Source organism: Luteibacter sp. 621, from assembly GCF_050435445.1.
Taxonomy (GTDB): domain Bacteria; phylum Pseudomonadota; class Gammaproteobacteria; order Xanthomonadales; family Rhodanobacteraceae; genus Luteibacter.
In genome coordinates, this window is sequence record NZ_JBNDKI010000013.1 from 88193 (window position 1) to 104264 (window position 16072).

16 protein-coding genes are annotated in these 16072 nt (G+C 66.5%); 8 read left to right on the plus strand and 8 right to left on the minus strand.

The genetic code is table 11. The annotated features are described in order from the left end of the window. Positions 1-274 precede the first annotated feature (274 nt). The 5 genes from ABIE56_RS14745 to ABIE56_RS14765 all read left to right on the plus strand — a co-directional run bounded on the left by ABIE56_RS14745 (position 275) and on the right by ABIE56_RS14765 (position 6621). Positions 275-1588, plus strand: a complete 1314-nt coding sequence (locus ABIE56_RS14745) for an APC family permease (RefSeq protein ID WP_429244536.1) — start codon at positions 275-277, stop codon at positions 1586-1588. 47 nt (positions 1589-1635) lie between these two features. Then, positions 1636-2187 carry a (2Fe-2S)-binding protein gene (locus ABIE56_RS14750; RefSeq protein WP_429244537.1) on the plus strand — a complete coding sequence of 184 codons (552 nt, stop codon included), beginning with the start codon at positions 1636-1638 and terminating at the stop codon, positions 2185-2187. Next, positions 2184-4460: a molybdopterin cofactor-binding domain-containing protein gene (locus tag ABIE56_RS14755; protein ID WP_429244538.1), complete on the plus strand. Its 2277-nt coding sequence runs from the start codon at positions 2184-2186 to the stop codon at positions 4458-4460. Before ABIE56_RS14750 ends, ABIE56_RS14755 begins: the two co-directional genes overlap by 4 nt. Positions 4461-4488: 28 nt before the next feature. Next, positions 4489-5253: a class I SAM-dependent methyltransferase gene (locus tag ABIE56_RS14760; RefSeq protein WP_429244539.1), complete on the plus strand. Its 765-nt coding sequence runs from the start codon at positions 4489-4491 to the stop codon at positions 5251-5253. A gap of 84 nt (positions 5254-5337) precedes the next feature. Then, complete coding sequence (locus tag ABIE56_RS14765) at positions 5338-6621, plus strand: polyhydroxyalkanoate depolymerase (RefSeq protein ID WP_429244540.1); 1284 nt, start codon at positions 5338-5340, stop codon at positions 6619-6621. A 23-nt stretch (positions 6622-6644) separates the two neighbouring features. On the opposite strand, the gene ABIE56_RS14770 is transcribed toward ABIE56_RS14765, so the two are convergent. Further along, positions 6645-7748 carry an SLC13 family permease gene (locus tag ABIE56_RS14770; protein ID WP_429244541.1) on the minus strand — a complete coding sequence of 368 codons (1104 nt, stop codon included), beginning with the start codon at positions 7746-7748 and terminating at the stop codon, positions 6645-6647. A 136-nt stretch (positions 7749-7884) separates the two neighbouring features. Beyond that, the gene (locus ABIE56_RS14775) at positions 7885-8661 is read right to left on the minus strand and encodes a DUF4097 family beta strand repeat-containing protein (protein ID WP_429244542.1); all 777 of its coding nucleotides are present in this window, start codon (positions 8659-8661) and stop codon (positions 7885-7887) included. A 171-nt stretch (positions 8662-8832) separates the two neighbouring features. Here ABIE56_RS14775 and ABIE56_RS14780 point away from each other — a divergent pair, with 171 nt between their 5' ends. Next, positions 8833-9366, plus strand: coding sequence for a hypothetical protein (locus ABIE56_RS14780; protein WP_429244543.1), 534 nt, complete (start codon positions 8833-8835; stop codon positions 9364-9366). Positions 9367-9470: 104 nt separating this feature from the next. Here the strand turns inward: ABIE56_RS14780 and mazG are convergent, their stop codons facing one another. From mazG to gspN, 5 genes are read right to left on the minus strand one after another with little or no spacing between them, the layout of a single operon-like run. Continuing rightward, on the minus strand, positions 9471-10265 hold the full coding sequence (gene mazG / locus ABIE56_RS14785; protein WP_429244544.1) for a nucleoside triphosphate pyrophosphohydrolase: 795 nt from the start codon (positions 10263-10265) through the stop codon (positions 9471-9473). A gap of 3 nt (positions 10266-10268) precedes the next feature. Next, positions 10269-11084 carry a 3'(2'),5'-bisphosphate nucleotidase CysQ gene (gene cysQ, locus ABIE56_RS14790; RefSeq protein ID WP_429244545.1) on the minus strand — a complete coding sequence of 272 codons (816 nt, stop codon included), beginning with the start codon at positions 11082-11084 and terminating at the stop codon, positions 10269-10271. Further along, a complete protein-coding gene (gene nudE, locus ABIE56_RS14795) occupies positions 11081-11638 on the minus strand; it encodes an ADP compounds hydrolase NudE (protein WP_429244546.1) in 558 nt (185 codons plus the stop codon). Before nudE ends, cysQ begins: the two co-directional genes overlap by 4 nt. Next, entirely contained in the window at positions 11635-12423 is a 789-nt protein-coding gene (locus ABIE56_RS14800) for an inositol monophosphatase family protein (protein ID WP_429244547.1), read from the minus strand. The genes nudE and ABIE56_RS14800 overlap by 4 nt, the downstream gene beginning before the upstream one ends. Further along, a complete protein-coding gene (gspN, locus tag ABIE56_RS14805; RefSeq protein ID WP_429244548.1) occupies positions 12420-13193 on the minus strand; it encodes a type II secretion system protein N in 774 nt (257 codons plus the stop codon). The genes ABIE56_RS14800 and gspN overlap by 4 nt, the downstream gene beginning before the upstream one ends. Positions 13194-13249: 56 nt before the next feature. Between gspN and ABIE56_RS14810 the strand changes: the two genes are divergently transcribed. After that, positions 13250-14620, plus strand: coding sequence for an adenosylmethionine--8-amino-7-oxononanoate transaminase (locus tag ABIE56_RS14810; RefSeq protein ID WP_429244549.1), 1371 nt, complete (start codon positions 13250-13252; stop codon positions 14618-14620). On the opposite strand, the gene ABIE56_RS14815 is transcribed toward ABIE56_RS14810, so the two are convergent. Next, positions 14617-15243: a 2-hydroxychromene-2-carboxylate isomerase gene (locus ABIE56_RS14815; RefSeq protein WP_429244550.1), complete on the minus strand. Its 627-nt coding sequence runs from the start codon at positions 15241-15243 to the stop codon at positions 14617-14619. The genes ABIE56_RS14810 and ABIE56_RS14815 overlap by 4 nt on opposite strands. An 80-nt stretch (positions 15244-15323) precedes the next feature. Here ABIE56_RS14815 and ABIE56_RS14820 point away from each other — a divergent pair, with 80 nt between their 5' ends. Then, positions 15324-16058 (plus strand): 16S rRNA (uracil(1498)-N(3))-methyltransferase, encoded by a 735-nt coding sequence (locus ABIE56_RS14820; RefSeq protein ID WP_429244551.1) that lies wholly within the window; start codon positions 15324-15326, stop codon positions 16056-16058. The last annotated feature ends 14 nt before the right edge of the window (positions 16059-16072 follow it).

The window sequence follows — 16072 nt, forward strand, 5'->3', positions numbered from 1 at the left end:
AAAGAGTGGGTAGCGGGGGCCACCAAGGCCCCCGGCACATCCCCCGGAGTGTTGCGCCGCAACGAGAAAAAGGCAACGTGGCCCCGGACCTACGAAGCGCCATCCGCGCGGCTGCGTCCTCGTCGAAACCACCGAAGCGGCGCCCGTAGGAGCGCGCTTGCGCGCGAAAAGCCGACGAAGCGGCGACGAGGCACCTCCCCGGCCCACCTCAACCCCTTCACATACGTCCCCACCCACGCCATCCTCTCGCTTTCCCCCTGCAAAAGCGCCGCCCATGGATTCCCCCGGATACGCCCGCCGCATCAATCTCATGGACGCTGCGCTCATCGTCGTCGGCGGCATCATCGGCGGCGGTATTTTCCTGAATCCGGGCATCGCCGCGCAGCGCACGAGTTCCGGTTGGGTGCTGCTCGGGCTGTGGGTGGCGGGTGGCCTGCTCACCCTCGTCGGGTGCCTTTGCTACGCGGAACTCGGCGCGCGCCGCCCGCAGGCTGGTGGCAGCTACGTGTACCTGCGCGAGGCCTTCGGCAAGCTCGCCGGGTTCCTGTTCGGCTGGACCATGCTGCTGGTGATTTACAGCGGCAGCAGCGCGGCCGTCGCCACGATCTTCGGCAGCTACGCCACCTCGGTGTTCGGGCTCTCTCCCACGCTTGTGAAGCCGCTGGCGGTGGGCGCCCTGGTGTTCGTCACGGGCATCAACCTGTTTGGCATCCGCCTTGGGGCGCAGGTGCAGAACGTCTTCGCCATCCTCAAGCTCGCCGCCATCGCCGTGCTGGTCATCACCGGCCTGGCCTTCGCCGGTGCGGGTACCAGCCAGGCCATGGTCGCCAGCCCCACCGCCGTCACCGGTGGGCTCGCGGGTGCCCTGCTGCCGGTGCTGTTCGCCTTTTCCGGCTTCAGCTACCTCAACAACCTGGCCGGTGAAGTGCGCGATCCGCAGCGCACGCTGCCGCGGGCACTCGTGCTGGGCATGCTCATCGTCATTGCCGCCTATGTGCTCACCAACTACGCCTACCTGGCGGTGCTGGGCCACGATGGGCTGGCCGCAAGCCAGGCCCCCGCCGCCGATGTCATGAGCCGGGTGTTCGGTGCCGCCGGGGCGAAACTCATCGCCATCGGCATCGCTATTTCCACCCTGGGCTTCTGCAACATCACCCTCGTGGCGGGCGCCCGCGTGCTCCAGGTCATGGGCGAGGATGGCCTGTTTTTCGCCAGCGTGGCGCGCCTGCACCCCACGCACCGTACGCCGAACATCGCCCTTGCCGCGCTCTCCGCCTGGGCCATCGTGCTGGTGCTGGTGGCCAATTACGGCCAGCTGCTGGATTTCGCCGCCTTTGGCGACTGGGCGGCGTATGCCGTCACCATCGCCACGTTGTTCTGGTACCGGCGCCATGTGAAGGAGCGCCCCAGCTTTGTGACCCCGGCTTACCCGCTGCTCCCGCTGCTGTTCCTGGCCACGGTCATCGGCGTTGTCATCGCGTACTCGTGGTCCAAGCCGCTGAGTGCCGCCGTGGTCTGCGCCGTGGTGGTCGCTGGCTTGCCTGTGTATGCGATCTGGCAACGCCTGTTCAGTAAAGTGGCTCGCTGAACGAAGGCCCGGATGCCACAATGGCCCGGTTCAGCTGAGGAAAGCAGATGGCACAGCAAGGCCCGACGTCTCCCGTACCCGTACCCACCCCGCAAGGCGCCACCGATGTGCCGCCCAAGCCCGTACGCGAAGGCATCGACCTGATCGTCAACGATGAGCGCTTCCGCCACACCGGCGACAAGGCCATGCCGTTGCTGTGGTACCTGCGCGATGTGCTGCGCCTCACCGGCGCCAAGTACGGTTGCGACCAGGGCAATTGCGGCTTCTGCACGGTCATTGTCGATGGCAAGGCCGTGGCCAGCTGCCAGACGAAAATGGAAGGCATGTCGGGCAAGCGCGTGACCACGGTGGAAGGCCTGTCCGGCAAGGACGGCAGCCTGCACCCCGTGCAGCAGGCCTGGATCGACGAGGACGCGATCATGTGCGGCTTCTGCCAGCCGGGCCAGATCATGGCGGCGGTGGATCTGCTCAACCACCAGAAGAATCCCTCCGACGCCGATATCGACAAGATCGGCAACCTGTGCCGTTGTGGCAGCTATGGCCGGATCAGGAAAGCCATCAAGCGCGCCGCGGGCACCATGAAGGACAAGAAGGCATGAGTGGCGAGATCCGCCTTTCGCGCCGCCGCTTCCTGCAGTACGCCGCGGGTGCGGCGGGCGCCCTGGTCATTGGCATCGGCACCGCGGAAGCGGCGCAGCGCCCGGTGCCGGTCAGCTTGCTCGGCGATGCCTGGTCACAGGTAGGCCCGTACCTGCGCGTCGCGCAGGATGGCCGCATTTTTATTGGCGTGCGCGATCCGGATAACGGCGAAGGCACGGCCACCTCACTCGCGCGGATTATCGCCGAGGAGCTGGATGCCGACTGGGGCAACGTCGTCGTGGAGTCCCTCGGGCTCGGCGTCGAACCCGGTAACGGCGAACCGAAATTCACCTACGGCCGCCAGCGCAGCGGCGACGCCACCAGCATTCCGGCCGCATGGGCCGATCTGCGCCAGGCAGGCGCCCTCGCCCGCTGGCTCCTGCTGCAGGCGGCTGCGCGCCGTCTTGGCGTGCCCGCCGAACAGCTGCGCGGCGAATCCGGCGTGGCGGTAGCCGCGGATGGCCGCCGCATCGCTTATGGCGACCTGGCGACGGCCGCGGCGGGCCTTGATCCGCCCACCAGCCCGCCGCCGCTCAAGTCGGCCGATCGCTACAAGCTCATCGGCCAGGCCGCCGGCGATGTGGATGCCCGCGCCGTCGTGACCGGTACGCTGCGCTACGCCGGCGACGACAACATCGGCGACCCCGTGGTGGCCGTTCTCGCCCGTTGTCCGTACCCGGGCGGGTCGCTCGATACCGCCGACCGCGATGCCGCAGGCAAGGTGGCCGGCGTGTATGCCGTCGTCGATATCACCCCCGAACAGGGCCAGATCGCTGGCATGGCCGCGCAGACCCCCGCGCTGGCCGTGATCGCTGCCGATACGTGGTCTGCGCTGAAGGGCCGTGAGGCGCTCAAGGCCACCTGGAAGCCGGGTCAGGCCATCGAGCCCGGCAGTGGCGATCTCGAGAAAAAAGCCCTCGAGCTCTTCGACAACGATGCCGACGCGACGAGCACCGTGCGTAACGACGGCGATATCGCCGCAGCGCGGAAGAAGGCCGCGCGCGCACTCGAGGCCACGTACGTACAGCCCTGGGTGGCCCATGCCACGGCGGAGACGCCGAACTGCCTGGTAAGGCTCGATCCAGACACGAGCATCACCATCATTGCTGCCTCGCAGTCGCCGCGGCAGGCATACACCGTGGTGCAGCGGATGACGGGCTTCCGCCCGGACCAGATCGATATCCGCGTCCCACGGGGTGGCGGCGGTTTTGGCCGGCGCCTGGAGCAGGATTACATCGCCGAGGCCGTGGCCATCGCCCTGGCGAAAAAACCGAAGGACATCCAGAACCGCGCGGTGCGCGTCCTCTGGACCCGCGACGACGACCTTGCCCGCGACTACTACCGTCCATTCGCCGTGCACCGGCTCAATGCCTCGCTGGACCGCAAGAAAGCCATTGTGGGCTGGCACCAGCGCATGGCCAGCCCATCGGCCCTCGCCGGCCGCTCCACGCCAGCGGACCGCCTGTGGCAATCGGAACTGGCGGCGGATGCCCTGCCCGCCGGTCTCGTACCCAACTTCCGCAGCGATTACTTCGCACTGGATTCGCAGCTTGCTCGTGGCGAGTGGCGTGGCTCGCCCCACGTCACGCCCACGTTCGCCAGCGAAAGCTTCATCGATGAACTCGCGCACGCGGTAAATGCCAATCCTCTCGATTTCCGCCTGCAGCTGCTTGGCGATGCGCGCCAGCTGCCGTACAACGGCCGCGGCGGCCCTATCGATACCGCCCGCATGGCCAATGTACTGAAGCTGGCCGCCGACAAGCTCGACTGGAGCCGCTGGCTGCGCAGCGAGAATGGCCTGGGCATTGCGTGCGGCTACGTGTTCGGCGCCTATGTGGCGCACGCTATCGAGGTATCGCCCGCCGCCGATGGCATCGATATCCAGCGCGTGGTCTGCGTGGCGGACGTGGGCCGTGCCATCAACCCGCTGGGCCTTGCCGCGCAGCTCGAGGGCGCCACCATCGATGCGCTTTCCACCGCCCTCAACCTCGCCATCACGGTGAAGGACGGTAAGGTGCAGCAGACCGGCTTCAAGGATTACCCCATCGCGCCCACCCAGCCGATGCCGTACGAGGTGGAAACGGTGATCGTGCCGTCCACCGCGGAGCCCACGGGCGCCAGCGTCATCGGCGTGCCTTCGGCGGCACCGGCCCTGGCCAACGCCGTGTTCCGGGCCACCGCGGTACGCGTGCGCAGGTTGCCCCTGCTGCGCGAACTGGCCCGCCTGCGCTAAACCCCATCACGGCTTTTCGAGGTACCGCATGTCCATCGCATCGTTCACCTCGGAAGCCGCGCCGCGGCGCACCGACGCCGACCTCATCGCCGGTAACAAACGCTTCTACGACGCACTGTGGTCGGATGCGCAGCTGTGCGCGCCGGAGCGCTTCAATACCTGGCCGCTGGTGGCCGAACTGGCCGCCAGCGCCACGCGACGGCTGGAAGTCGCCCCCGGCCTGCGTCCGCGCCTGCCGCTGGCGGATACCCAGTTCGTCGACCTGTCACGCCCGGCCCTGGCCGAGTTGCGCCGGCACGGCGCCCGGGTAGCGAACGCCATGATCGGCGCCCTCCCGTTCGCCGATGGCACCTTCGATTTCGTCTGCGCCTTCGACATCCTGGAGCACGTGGTCGATGACGAGGGTGCCCTGGGCGAGCTCGCCCGCGTCGCCGCGCCCGGCGCGAGCCTGCTGCTATCCACGCCGCTCCACCCCGAGGCGTGGACGGCCTTTGACGATTTCGTGGGGCACTACCGCCGATACGAGCCCGAAGGCATCCGCGCACTGCTGGCCCGCCACGGGTTCTCGATCGAGCGCAGCGCGGTTTACGGCATGCAGCCCAAATCCTCGAAGCTGCTGGACCTGGGTCAATGGTTCCTGACTCACCAGCGGGCCCGCGCCATGTGGTGGTACAACCGCGTGTTCATGCCGCTGGGCATGCGTTTCCAGAAGCCGCTGGACTTCAAAGCCGGCTTCGATCCCGCCCCTGGCGTGGACGAAGTCCTGCTGGTCTGCCGCAAGGCAGGGGTTTAAATCGAGCAAAAACAGGGGCTTTACACATGGCGCGGCGCAACTGGTTATGATGCGCCACCCTCCCCGTCCCCGGATTGAAGCGGCATGCTCTATTTGATGCACGAATGGCAGCGCTCCATGCTCAGCCCGCTGTCGTACTGGGCTGAAGCAGGCGCCAAGATGTTTGGCGACCTGGCCAGCCCATTTGCCCGCATGCCGGGCGCCGACCGCGCCGCGGCGGGTTACGAACTGATGTACCGCCTGGGTAAGGCGTACGAGAAGCCCGAGTTCGATATCCACAGCGTGCACGCGCATGGCCACGACGTGGCTATCGTGGAGCAGGTGGCCATGAGCAAGCCGTTCTGCACCCTGAAGCGCTTCAAGCGTTTCTCGGATGACCAGGCCACCGTGGACAAGATGAAGCACGACCCGGCGGTGCTCGTTGTCGCCCCGCTTTCCGGCCACCACAGCACCCTGCTGCGCGATACCGTGCGCACGCTGCTGCGCGATCACAAGGTGTACATCACCGACTGGGTGGATGCGCGCATGATCCCGGTGCGGGAAGGCTCGTTCTCCCTGGCCGACTACGTCTCGTACATCGAAGAATTCATCCGCCATGTGGGCGTGCACCGTGCGCACGTTGTGTCCGTGTGCCAGCCCACCGTGCCCGTGCTCGCGGCCGTGTCGCTCATGGCGGCGCGCGGCGAAGCGACCCCGGCCACGCTCACGCTCATGGGCGGCCCGATCGATACGCGCAAGAGCCCCACCAGCGTCGATAACCTGGCCACCACGCGGCCGCTATCGTGGTTCCGCAACCAGCTGATCCACAAGGTGCCCTACCAGTACCCCGGCGCAGGTCGCGACGTGTACCCGGGTTTCCTGCAGCACGCCGGGTTCCTCGCCATGAACCCCAGCCGCCATGTCATGTCGCACTGGGATTTCTACGAGAACCTGCGCAAGGGTGACCTGGATGATGCCGAGGCGCACCGCAAGTTCTACGACGAATACAACGCGGTGCTAGACATGCCTGCCGAGTATTACCTCGATACGATCGAAACCGTGTTCCAGGAGCACCGCCTGCCGAAGGGCACGTGGGAAGTGCACGGCGAGCTGGTGCAGCCGGCGAAGATCAAGGACACCGCCCTGCTCACCATCGAAGGCGAGCTCGACGATATCTCCGGCCTTGGCCAGACCGAAGCCGCGCACGGCCTGTGCAAGGGCATCGCCAAGAAGCGCAAGAAGCACATCACCGTGAAAGGCGCTGGCCACTACGGCATCTTCAGCGGCCGCCGCTGGCGTGACGTGGTCTACCCCGACGTGCGCGAGTTCATCCGCACGTTCGACAAGGGCAACAGCAACACCGGTGAGAAAGGCACGCGCAAGGCCTGATATAGCCATGTAGGAGCGCGCTCCTACAGAAGCAGCCAGGCTACGGCACCCATCACCAGGAAGAAGGGCACGGACCATAGGTGGAAGGTGCCCCACGCGTTCTTCTCGCCCAGCAGGCGGAGCGCGATCAGGTTCGCCAGCGACCCCAGGATGAAGCCGAACCCGCCGATGTTCACGCCCCAGGCGAGCGTGCGCCAATCGTGCGAGTACTCCGCCAGCAGGATCGCCGCCGGCACATTGCTCACCACCTGCGAGGCCAGTGCGCCGGTCGCGAACAGGTGGTGCGGCTGGTGCAGGTCGAGCGCCCCCAGCCAGCCTTTCACGGCACCCAGGCCAGCCAGCATGCGCAGGTCGATGAACATGAGCACGAAGGTGAGCAGCAGGCCCCAGTCGATGGCGGCCAGGATCTTCGGCCGGAATACCGCGAACACGACCAGCACCCCGGCCAGGCCCCAGGCTGCGTGGTGCGCATCGGCCAGGAACAGGAACGGCACATAGAGCGCGGCCGCCACGCTGAGCATGCGGCGGTCCAGGCCATTCTCGACGTGCTCGTGCACTTCCAGACGTGTTGCTGGGAACGCCACAGCGGTCAGCGCCAGCAAGAGCACCATGGCGATGGCGACGATGGGCAGCATGGCCCAGACGAACCCGCCAAACCCGATACCCCACTGCTGCCACAGGAAGAGGTTCTGCGGATTGCCGATCGGCGTGAGCATGGAGCCGGCATTGACGGCCAGCGCTTCGAACACGACCAGGCGCGTGGCGGGCATGCGTGCGATACGGCAAATGCTCAACGTGAGCGGCACCATGACGAACAACGACACATCGTTGGTCAGCAGCATGGATAGGAAGGCGGTGCCCGCGACGAGGCCCAGTGCGGCTACGCGCCGGGTCGACGTGCGATCGATCAACCAGCGCCCTGCGTGCGCCAGTGCCCCGCTCTCCTCCACCGCCTTGGTGAGTATGAGCAGGCCGGTGAGCGCCGCGATCGTCGGCCAATCGACAAGCGACGGCCAGGTGGCCACGCGCGACGGCATGGTCAACGCGAAGAGCAGTGCCACGCCGAGCAACACGAGGAAAAAGACGTCACGGCGCAGATTGCGCAGCGACTCGGGGAACCAGCTCATCAAGGGTGATCCAACGTCAGGTCACCGGATCATATCGGTTCCCTATGTGTTGAACCTGTAGGAGCGCGCTGGCGCGCGATCAGGCCTTGCGGGAAGACCCTATCGTGCGCCAGCGCGCTCCTGCACAGAGCGGGCGTTAGTCGAACTTCTTGGGCAGGTCGACTTTGCCGGTTACGCCCTTGTGGTCCACATCGCCGCTGCCCGCGGTGCGCACGGTGAGGTTGCCCTTCACGCCGTCCACATCGAGATCACCCGAACCGATGGTGCCGACATCCACGTTGCCGCTGATGTCGCGCAGCTTGGCATCGCCCGAGCCGACCGTACCGATGGTGACGCCGCCCGTGACGTTACGTGCGGTGAGGTCGCCCGAACCGACGCTGTCGATCTTCACCGGGCCGGTGTTGGCGAGCTTGACGTCACCGGAGCCGACGTTTGCGGTGACACCGCCCTTCACGCCATCGACATCCAGGTCGCCCGAACCGGCCGAAGCCTCAAGCGAGGCGACGTTGCGCACATCGGCATCACCCGAACCCACATCGACCTTGATCGGCAGGTTACCGGGCACGCTGGCGTTCACCTTCAGGTAGCTGTAGCTGCTGCCGAAGATGTGCCATCCACCTTTGTGGGTGTCCTTCAGCTCCACGACGAGCGTGCTGCCGTTCTTCGATTGTTCGACCACCAGGCTATCGGCCATTTCCTGGGTCGAGGCACAGGCGCGGCCATGCACACCGGGCTTGCCGCCCGCGGCGCCGTCGATCTTCAGGTCATGCGAATTCGTGACGAATTCGATGGTTTGCACCCCAGCCAGGTCCAGATCCAGGTTGCGGTCCGCGTGGAACTTGCACTGGGGTTCGTCCGCTGCCATGGCGGCAGCGGGCGCAAGCAGCAGCGCGGCAAACATGAGGTGACGCATGGGTAGTGCCCTCCGGTGGTAGTGCGGTATGCCGGTCATTGATGCCGCCCGGGCGCATAAGGTTGCAGTTCGTGTTTTCACACGAAACTGAGCGGACGGCAACGAGGCCGTCAACCGGGAGCCGCCAGCCACGTTTTTCCCCATGCAAGTCCAACCCGGAGAGACAACCTCATGCAACGCAAGACCCTGCTCGTCAGCGCCGCTTCCCTCCTCCTTGCCGGTTCGGCCGCCTTCGCTTACGCGCAGGACGCCGCCCCCAAGGCCTCCGCCGCCCCGGCGGCCAAGTCTGCCCAGCAGGGCCCGCAGCGTGATGGTGGCCCGAAGTGGGGCCACGGCGGCCCGCGCGGCGGCGACCATGGCGACCGTGGTGGTCGCGGCCATTGGGGCCACGGTCCCGAAGGCGGCGTCATCGGCGACCTGCGCGGCCTTGAGCGCCTGTACATCATGAGCGGCCGCCAGAAGGAACTGCCGGCGCTGTACAACGATGTGCTGGCCAAGTCGCAGAACCCGATGGTGCGCGACTACGCCTACCGTCACCTGGCCCGCGCGCAGATGGCACCGACCAATGTCGACGCTGCCATTGCCACGATGAAGAAGAGCCTGGACGAGAGCCTGGCCAACGACCAGAAGCGCCACCAGGAAATGGAAGCGTTCAAGGCCCGCATGGAACAGCGTGCGGCCGCGAAGAACACCGATTCGAAATAAGCCGGCGCCCAATAGAAAATGTAGGAGCGCGCTCGCGCGCGAAAAGCCAACGTAGCGGCGATGCCGTAAGCCCTGGCAACCATGAATCGCGCGCACGCGCGCTCCTACTGTTTTTCTTGTTGCTTCACGCGGCGCCAGAGGGCTTCCTGCTCTTCAAGCGAGTATGAGGACAGCGTACGTCCTTCGCTCTGCGCCAGCGCTTCCATACCGCGAAAGCGTCGCTCGAATTTCTGGTTCGCACCACGCAATGCACGCGATACATCCACCTTCGCATGGCGTGCCACGTTCGCGGCCACGAACAGCACATCGCCGATCTCATCGGCCAGGCGCTCTTCATCCGCGCCGTTCTCGAATTCGTGGCGCACCTCGTCGAGTTCTTCGGCGAGCTTATCCAACACCGGGCGGTGATCAGGCCAGTCGAAACCGGTGTTCGCCGCACGTTTCTGCAGCTTGATCGCGCGCTGCCACTCCGGCAGGCCACGCGAGATACCGGCGAGCGCACTGTGGTCCTCACCACCTTTCGCTGCACGCTCTTCCGCCTTCAACCGGTCCCAGTCGCGCGAGCGCGCCGAATCACTTTCGTGTGTGACATCGCCGAACACATGCGGATGACGGCGCTGCATCTTGTCGCAGATCGCCTGCACCACGTCGCCAAAAGCGAACTCACCCGCTTCTTCGGCCATGCGCGAATGAAACACAACCTGTAACAAAAGATCGCCGAGTTCGTCGCGCAGGTCGTGCATGTCGCGGCGATCGATCGCGTCGGCTACTTCGTAGGCTTCTTCAATCGTATAAGGCGCGATCGTTGCGAAGGTTTGCTTCACATCCCACGGACAACCGTTTTCCGGATCGCGCAGGCGCGCCATGATCGCGATGAGGTCGTCAATGGGTCGTGGCATGCGTCAGTGGTCCGGGTCGATAAGCCGTGCGGCCCAGTCGATGCTGGTATCGCCGCAGGCAATGAATTCGGGATTGATCAGCGAATCGCGCGTGTTGTAGCGGAACGGGCGGCCGGCCAGGTCGAGCACGGCGCCGCCGGCTTCTTCAAGCACGCACTGTGCGGCGGCCGTATCCCATTCGGAGGTGGCGCCCAGGCGCAGGTACACATCGGCGTCGCCGCGGGCGATCACGCAGAATTTCAGCGAGGAGCCCAACGCGAAGGTCTCGTGCTCGCCCAGGCGATCAAGCAGGCTCGATGCGCGAACGCCGGCATGCGAGCGACTGCCCGTGACACGGAGCAGGCCTTGGGCACGCCGGGTGCCGATCGCCTCGCGCGGTGCGCCCACGCCTTGCTGGCGCCACGCGCCCTGCCCCTGCGCCGCGGCGTACAGGTCGCCTGTGACGGGCGCCAACACGACGCCCAGGACACTGCGGTGATCCTCGATCAGCGCGATGTTCACCGTGAACTCGCCATTGCGCTTGATGAACTCACGCGTGCCATCCAGCGGATCCACCAGCCAGTAGCGCCGCCAGGTGCGCCGCTCGGACCAGGGCGCGGCAAGCGCTTCTTCGGAGATCACCGGAATGCCCGGTGCGATGTCCTGCAAGCGGTGCGCGATCACGGCCTGTGCGGCGAGGTCTGCCGTGGTGACCGGCGAGGCGTCGGCCTTCTGGATGACTTCGAAATCATGCGCGTAAATGGTGAGGATGGCGTCGCCCGCTTCACGCGCAATCGCGGCCACCTCATCCAGGCACGCCTTGGGCTGAAACGCGCTCATGCGGGCTGGTAACGGCCAGCGAGATACTCGCGGGCCATGAACAGGGCAGCGATGGAACGCCCTTCGGTCACATCATCGCGGGCGAGCAGCTCGTGCAGCTTATCCATGCGCCACGGCACCACCTCGAGCTCCTCCGGTTCATCACCCTGCAGGCGCTCCGGGTACAGATCCTCGGCCAGCACCACGTGGGCCAGGTGGGTCATGTACGACGGGGAGAGCGAAAGCGTGCCGAGGATCTTCAGCTTGCGCGCGCCATAACCCACTTCTTCCTTCAGCTCGCGGTTGGCGCCCTGCTCCGTGGTCTCGTCGCGATCCAGGCGACCCTTCGGCACGCCCAGTTCGTAGCGATCCACGCCCACGCCGTACTCGCGCACGAGCAGCACAGTATCCGGATCGCGCATGGCGACGATCAGTACGGCACCGAACCCGCTGCCCTTCAGGCGCTCGTAGGTACGGCGCTCACCGTTGGAGAATTCCAGGTCCACCTGCTCCGCCTTGCGGAGGGGGCTATCGGGCGCGTCGCGCGTGGCGAGGATCGTGGGGCGCTTGTTCATCGGGCCATTGTAGCGCCGTGGAGCCGGGCCAGCGCCGCGGCGTGGATCGCGGGGGTGCCGGCGAGGACGCTACGGCTCTCCAGGTTGAGCGGGCCACCATCGAGCTGGGTGAACACGCCACCGGCCTCGCGCACGATCACGGCCAGCGCGGCGATATCGAGGATATTCACATCCGATTCGATCACCAGATCGACACCGCCGCGCGCCAGCAGGTGATAGTGGCAGAAGTCGCCATAACCACGAATGCGGTTGCTCTCGCGGATCAGTTCGCCAAGCACGCCCCAGCGCGCATCCGTGGTGAGCGTCTTGACGTTGCCGGTCGAAATCACCGCCGGCGCAAGGGCCGCGGTATCGGCCACGTGCACGCGCTCGCCATCGAGGTACGCACCGCGGCCCTTTACCGCCCACATGCGCTCGCCGTAAACCGGCGCGGACGAGACGCCCAGCACGAGTTCACCACGGTGCATGAGGGCGATCTCGGTGGCGAAGAACGGCGTGCGGCGCACGAAGCTTTTGGTGCCATCCAACGGATCCACCAGCCACAACCACTCACGGGTCGTGTCGTCGGCGCCGTATTCCTCGCCATAGATACCGGCCTCGGGCAACGCACGCGCCAGGATCTCGCGAATGGCCAGTTCGCTTTCGCGATCGGCCACGGTCACGGGCGTGTCGTCGCCCTTGGTCACCACATCTACGCCGTTGCGCCAGTAGTGCAGGATGATCTCGGCGGCGGCGCCCGCGGCATCACGGGCGGCGGCCAGGGCTTTATCGAGCGTATCGGTCATGGTGAAACTGCCGGTGCGAGCCCGGCCTTGCGGGCCAGGGAAACAGAACCGTCCGGCCGCACAGGGCCGAAACGGGCGATAAGGTGGGTGAGCGCCGTATCGCGGATACGCGGTACCAGCGCACCTTCAAGGCGCCACCCCAATGGCGAAGCCGCGATGCGGGCATCGACGGCGAGCGATCCATCGCCATCATCGGCCAGTGTGGCACGCAGCACGCCGGCATCCGAATGGGCCTTGAACGCGAGGCCGCCCAGCATGACGTGGCCTTCGGGCGTTTTTACCGCGGCGCCGCGCCAGTTCACGTCGGCATCGAGCGCGACAGGCCAGTTGCCCTGCAGGTCAGCCTGGGGAACCTTGCCCTCCACGACGCCCACGGGGACCAGCTCACGCGGCAGGCCAGGGCCCGTCAGGGCGGCGGCATCCAGGCGAAACGCCACGTCGCGCCATTGCACGTGGTCGGCCTCGGTCCGTTCCATATGGCCATCGAAACGGCCGGCACGGCCATCCAGGTGAATATCCAGGTGGGTGCGGCCCAGGATCACGTCTCGACCAAGGCGCCAGGTCACGGCGCCCAGCTCGAGGCCCTCGCGGGTCATGACGCGCCCTGCCCGGCCATCCCAGACCGTGCCCGAAAGGTCATCGAGGACCAGACCGCGGGCACGCTGTGCCACGAACGGCACGGCCACGCTGGCGGGCAGGAACCAGTAGAAGACGCCGGCAGCAAGCGCCAGCACAAGGACAAGCAGGCCGATCCGGCGAAACCACTTCAATCCATCACCTCTTGGCAAAGCTTGAGGACGGAGGGCGCCGGGGCGATCATGGGCAGATGACTGATGCCCTTTTCGCCGCCCAGGCGGCCGATGCGCTGGTAGCGCGCGACCTTTCCGTCCTCTGGCACCCGTGCACCCAGATGCACGACCACGAAACCCTGCCCATGGTACCCGTCACGCGCGGCGAAGGGGCATGGCTGGTCGGTGCGGACGGGCGCCGTTACCTCGATGCCGTGAGCTCGTGGTGGACCAACCTGTTCGGCCACGCCGAGCCGCGCATCGCCGGCGCCCTGAAAGATCAGCTGGACAAGCTGGAGCACGTGATCTTCGCCGGGTTTACGCATGAACCTGCGCTGGAGCTGGCCGAGGAACTGGTGCGGATCACCCCGCCGGGCCTTGAGCGCGTGTTCCTGGCTGATAACGGGTCGGCGGCGATCGAAGTGGCGCTGAAGATGAGCTTCCACTACTGGCTCAATCGCGGCCATGGGGAGAAGACCCGCTTCATCGCCCTGACCGGCAGTTACCACGGCGAAACGTTGGGCGCGCTCTCGGTCAGTGACGTAGCGCTCTACCGCAAAACGTACGCACCGCTGCTGCTCACGCCGGAGCTGGCCCCGTCGCCGGATACCTATGAAGGCGAGCCCGGCGAAACACCCACGGAGATCGCCACGCGCCGCCTGGGCGAGATGCGCGCGATCCTTGAGCGGCACGCCCACGAAACCTGTGCCGTCATCGTCGAGCCGCTGGTGCAATGCGCCGGCGGCATGCGCATGTATCACCCGTCGTACCTCACCGGCCTGCGCGCCCTGTGCGATGAATTCAACGTGCATTTCATCGCCGATGAAATCGCCGTCGGCTTTGGCCGTACCGGTACGTTGTTCGCGTGCGAGCAGGCGGGCATCTCACCGGACTTCATGTGCCTGTCCAAAGGCCTCACCGGCGGCTTCCTCCCGCTCTCGGCGGTGGTCACCACGCAGGAGGTGTACCAGGCGTTCTACGCCGAATACAGCGCCGGCAAGGCATTCCTGCACTCGCACAGCTATACCGGCAACCCGCTGGCCTGCCGCGCGGCCACCGCCACGCTGACGATCTTCCGCGATGATCCCGTGCTCGCACGCAACCGCGAACTCGCTGCGCACATGGCCGCCCGCATCGCGCCGCTGCGTGACCACCGGCATGTCGCCGACGTGCGCCAGACCGGCATGATCGCCGCGATCGAACTGGTGGCCGACAAAACCACGCGCACGCCGTTCGCCGCGCACGAACGGCGCGGCCTGCGCGTGTACCGGCATGGCCTGGAGAACGGCGCGCTGCTGCGCCCGCTCGGCAACATCGTGTATTTCATGCCGCCTTACGTCATCTGCGAGGAAGAAATCGACTTCATGGTCGATACGGCGATCGCGGGTATCGAAAAAGCGGTGGCCTAGATCCGGGAAAGGCCGACGGGAAGCTCGCCCAGGCGGGCCATCTCACCCTCGTCGAACATACCGGGATCCTGCAGGTAGGCCATCGCGAAATCGTGCGAGTCGGCGCCCCAGAACAGCTCGCCGTTGATGGCCAGCGTGGGCACGCCGAACAGCTTGTCCTGCATGGCCCACTCGAAGTTCGCCTGCAGGTCGGCCTTCACCGCAGGTGCCGAGAGCGCCTCGCGCAGGTCGGTAATGCCAAAGGAAGCCGCCAGCGGTGCCAGCGCCTCGGCGGTATCCGCCGCCCGTCCGTGCGCCCAGATCCATTCGTAGATCGCGCCGACCACGTCCACCGTGTTTCCCGCCGCCACGCAAAGGCGCAACGCCGGCAACGGGTTGAACGGGTGGCTAGGTGGAAAGCGCAGCGGCATGCCCAGCTGGCGGGCCCGCCACAGCGCGTAACGGTACGTAAACTCCCGCTTGCAGGGGATTTCTGCGGGGCCCAGGTGGTTCATCTGCTTGAGCAGCGCACCGAACAGCATGGGCCGCAGCGCCACCTCGCGGGTGGCCGCGAGCTCGCGGATCGCCGGCCACTGCAGCCAGCAGAAGGGCGACACGAAATCGAAATACCAGGCGATCGGCATGCATAGCTCCTTCGCAACACGGCGACGATAGCCGCCCGCGCAGCCCGGTACAATGGATGTTCCGTGACACAGGGCCCACCATGCGCACCATCCGAATCCATGTCGACCAGCCGCTGGCCACCGGCCAGGAACTCCTGCTGCCCGCCCAGGCGGGCGAGCACGTCGCGCGCGTCCTGCGCATGCAGGCGGGGGACCCGGTGGTGCTCTTTGCCGGCAATGCGGCCGTGGAATTCGATGCCACGCTGGCCAGCGTAGGCAAACGCGACGTCGTGGCACGGGTGGGCGAAGCGCGCACGCTGGAGAACGAATCGCCGCTCGAACTCACCCTGGCCCAGGGCGTGGCCCGTGGCGAGAAGATGGACCTGATCGTGCAGAAGGCCACGGAGTTGGGCATCGCCCGCATCGTGCCGATCATCACCGAGCGCTCGGAAGTGAAGCTGGACGCGGCGCGCGCGGAGAAGCGCCTGCTGCACTGGCGCGCCGTGGCGGCCAGTGCATGTGAGCAATCGGGCCGCGCCGTCGTCCCGCTGATCGAACCGGCGGCGCCACTCAACGCGTGGCTGGGGTCTCTGGGTGAAGGTGGCCCCATGCGGCTGGCGTTGTTGCCCGAGGGTGACAAGCGTCCCGGCGAGCTGGCACTGAACGGCGCAGCGGTCCTCGCGATCGGCCCGGAAGGAGGCTTCGGCGAACGCGACCGCGCTGCACTGGCCGGCGCAGCGTTCAACGGTCTGAAGCTGGGACCGCGCATCCTGCGCACCGAAACCGCGGGTCTGGCGGCGATTGCGATGCTACAGGCCTTGTACGGCGACGTCTAAGTCGCCGCTCGGTC

What these genes read in the sequence shown, in the direction of transcription:
- ABIE56_RS14745 (WP_429244536.1), top strand. Translation starts at nt 275, where the DNA reads ATGGATTCCCCCGGATACGCCCGCCGCATCAATCTCATGGACGCTGCG.
- ABIE56_RS14750 (WP_429244537.1), top strand. Translation starts at nt 1,636, where the DNA reads ATGGCACAGCAAGGCCCGACGTCTCCCGTACCCGTACCCACCCCGCAA.
- ABIE56_RS14755 (WP_429244538.1), top strand. Translation starts at nt 2,184, where the DNA reads ATGAGTGGCGAGATCCGCCTTTCGCGCCGCCGCTTCCTGCAGTACGCC.
- ABIE56_RS14760 (WP_429244539.1), top strand. Translation starts at nt 4,489, where the DNA reads ATGTCCATCGCATCGTTCACCTCGGAAGCCGCGCCGCGGCGCACCGAC.
- ABIE56_RS14765 (WP_429244540.1), top strand. Translation starts at nt 5,338, where the DNA reads ATGCTCTATTTGATGCACGAATGGCAGCGCTCCATGCTCAGCCCGCTG.
- ABIE56_RS14770 (WP_429244541.1), bottom strand. Translation starts at nt 7,748, where the DNA reads ATGAGCTGGTTCCCCGAGTCGCTGCGCAATCTGCGCCGTGACGTCTTT.
- ABIE56_RS14775 (WP_429244542.1), bottom strand. Translation starts at nt 8,661, where the DNA reads ATGCGTCACCTCATGTTTGCCGCGCTGCTGCTTGCGCCCGCTGCCGCC.
- ABIE56_RS14780 (WP_429244543.1), top strand. Translation starts at nt 8,833, where the DNA reads ATGCAACGCAAGACCCTGCTCGTCAGCGCCGCTTCCCTCCTCCTTGCC.
- mazG (WP_429244544.1), bottom strand. Translation starts at nt 10,265, where the DNA reads ATGCCACGACCCATTGACGACCTCATCGCGATCATGGCGCGCCTGCGC.
- cysQ (WP_429244545.1), bottom strand. Translation starts at nt 11,084, where the DNA reads ATGAGCGCGTTTCAGCCCAAGGCGTGCCTGGATGAGGTGGCCGCGATT.
- nudE (WP_429244546.1), bottom strand. Translation starts at nt 11,638, where the DNA reads ATGAACAAGCGCCCCACGATCCTCGCCACGCGCGACGCGCCCGATAGC.
- ABIE56_RS14800 (WP_429244547.1), bottom strand. Translation starts at nt 12,423, where the DNA reads ATGACCGATACGCTCGATAAAGCCCTGGCCGCCGCCCGTGATGCCGCG.
- ABIE56_RS14810 (WP_429244549.1), top strand. Translation starts at nt 13,250, where the DNA reads ATGACTGATGCCCTTTTCGCCGCCCAGGCGGCCGATGCGCTGGTAGCG.
- ABIE56_RS14815 (WP_429244550.1), bottom strand. Translation starts at nt 15,243, where the DNA reads ATGCCGATCGCCTGGTATTTCGATTTCGTGTCGCCCTTCTGCTGGCTG.
- ABIE56_RS14820 (WP_429244551.1), top strand. Translation starts at nt 15,324, where the DNA reads ATGCGCACCATCCGAATCCATGTCGACCAGCCGCTGGCCACCGGCCAG.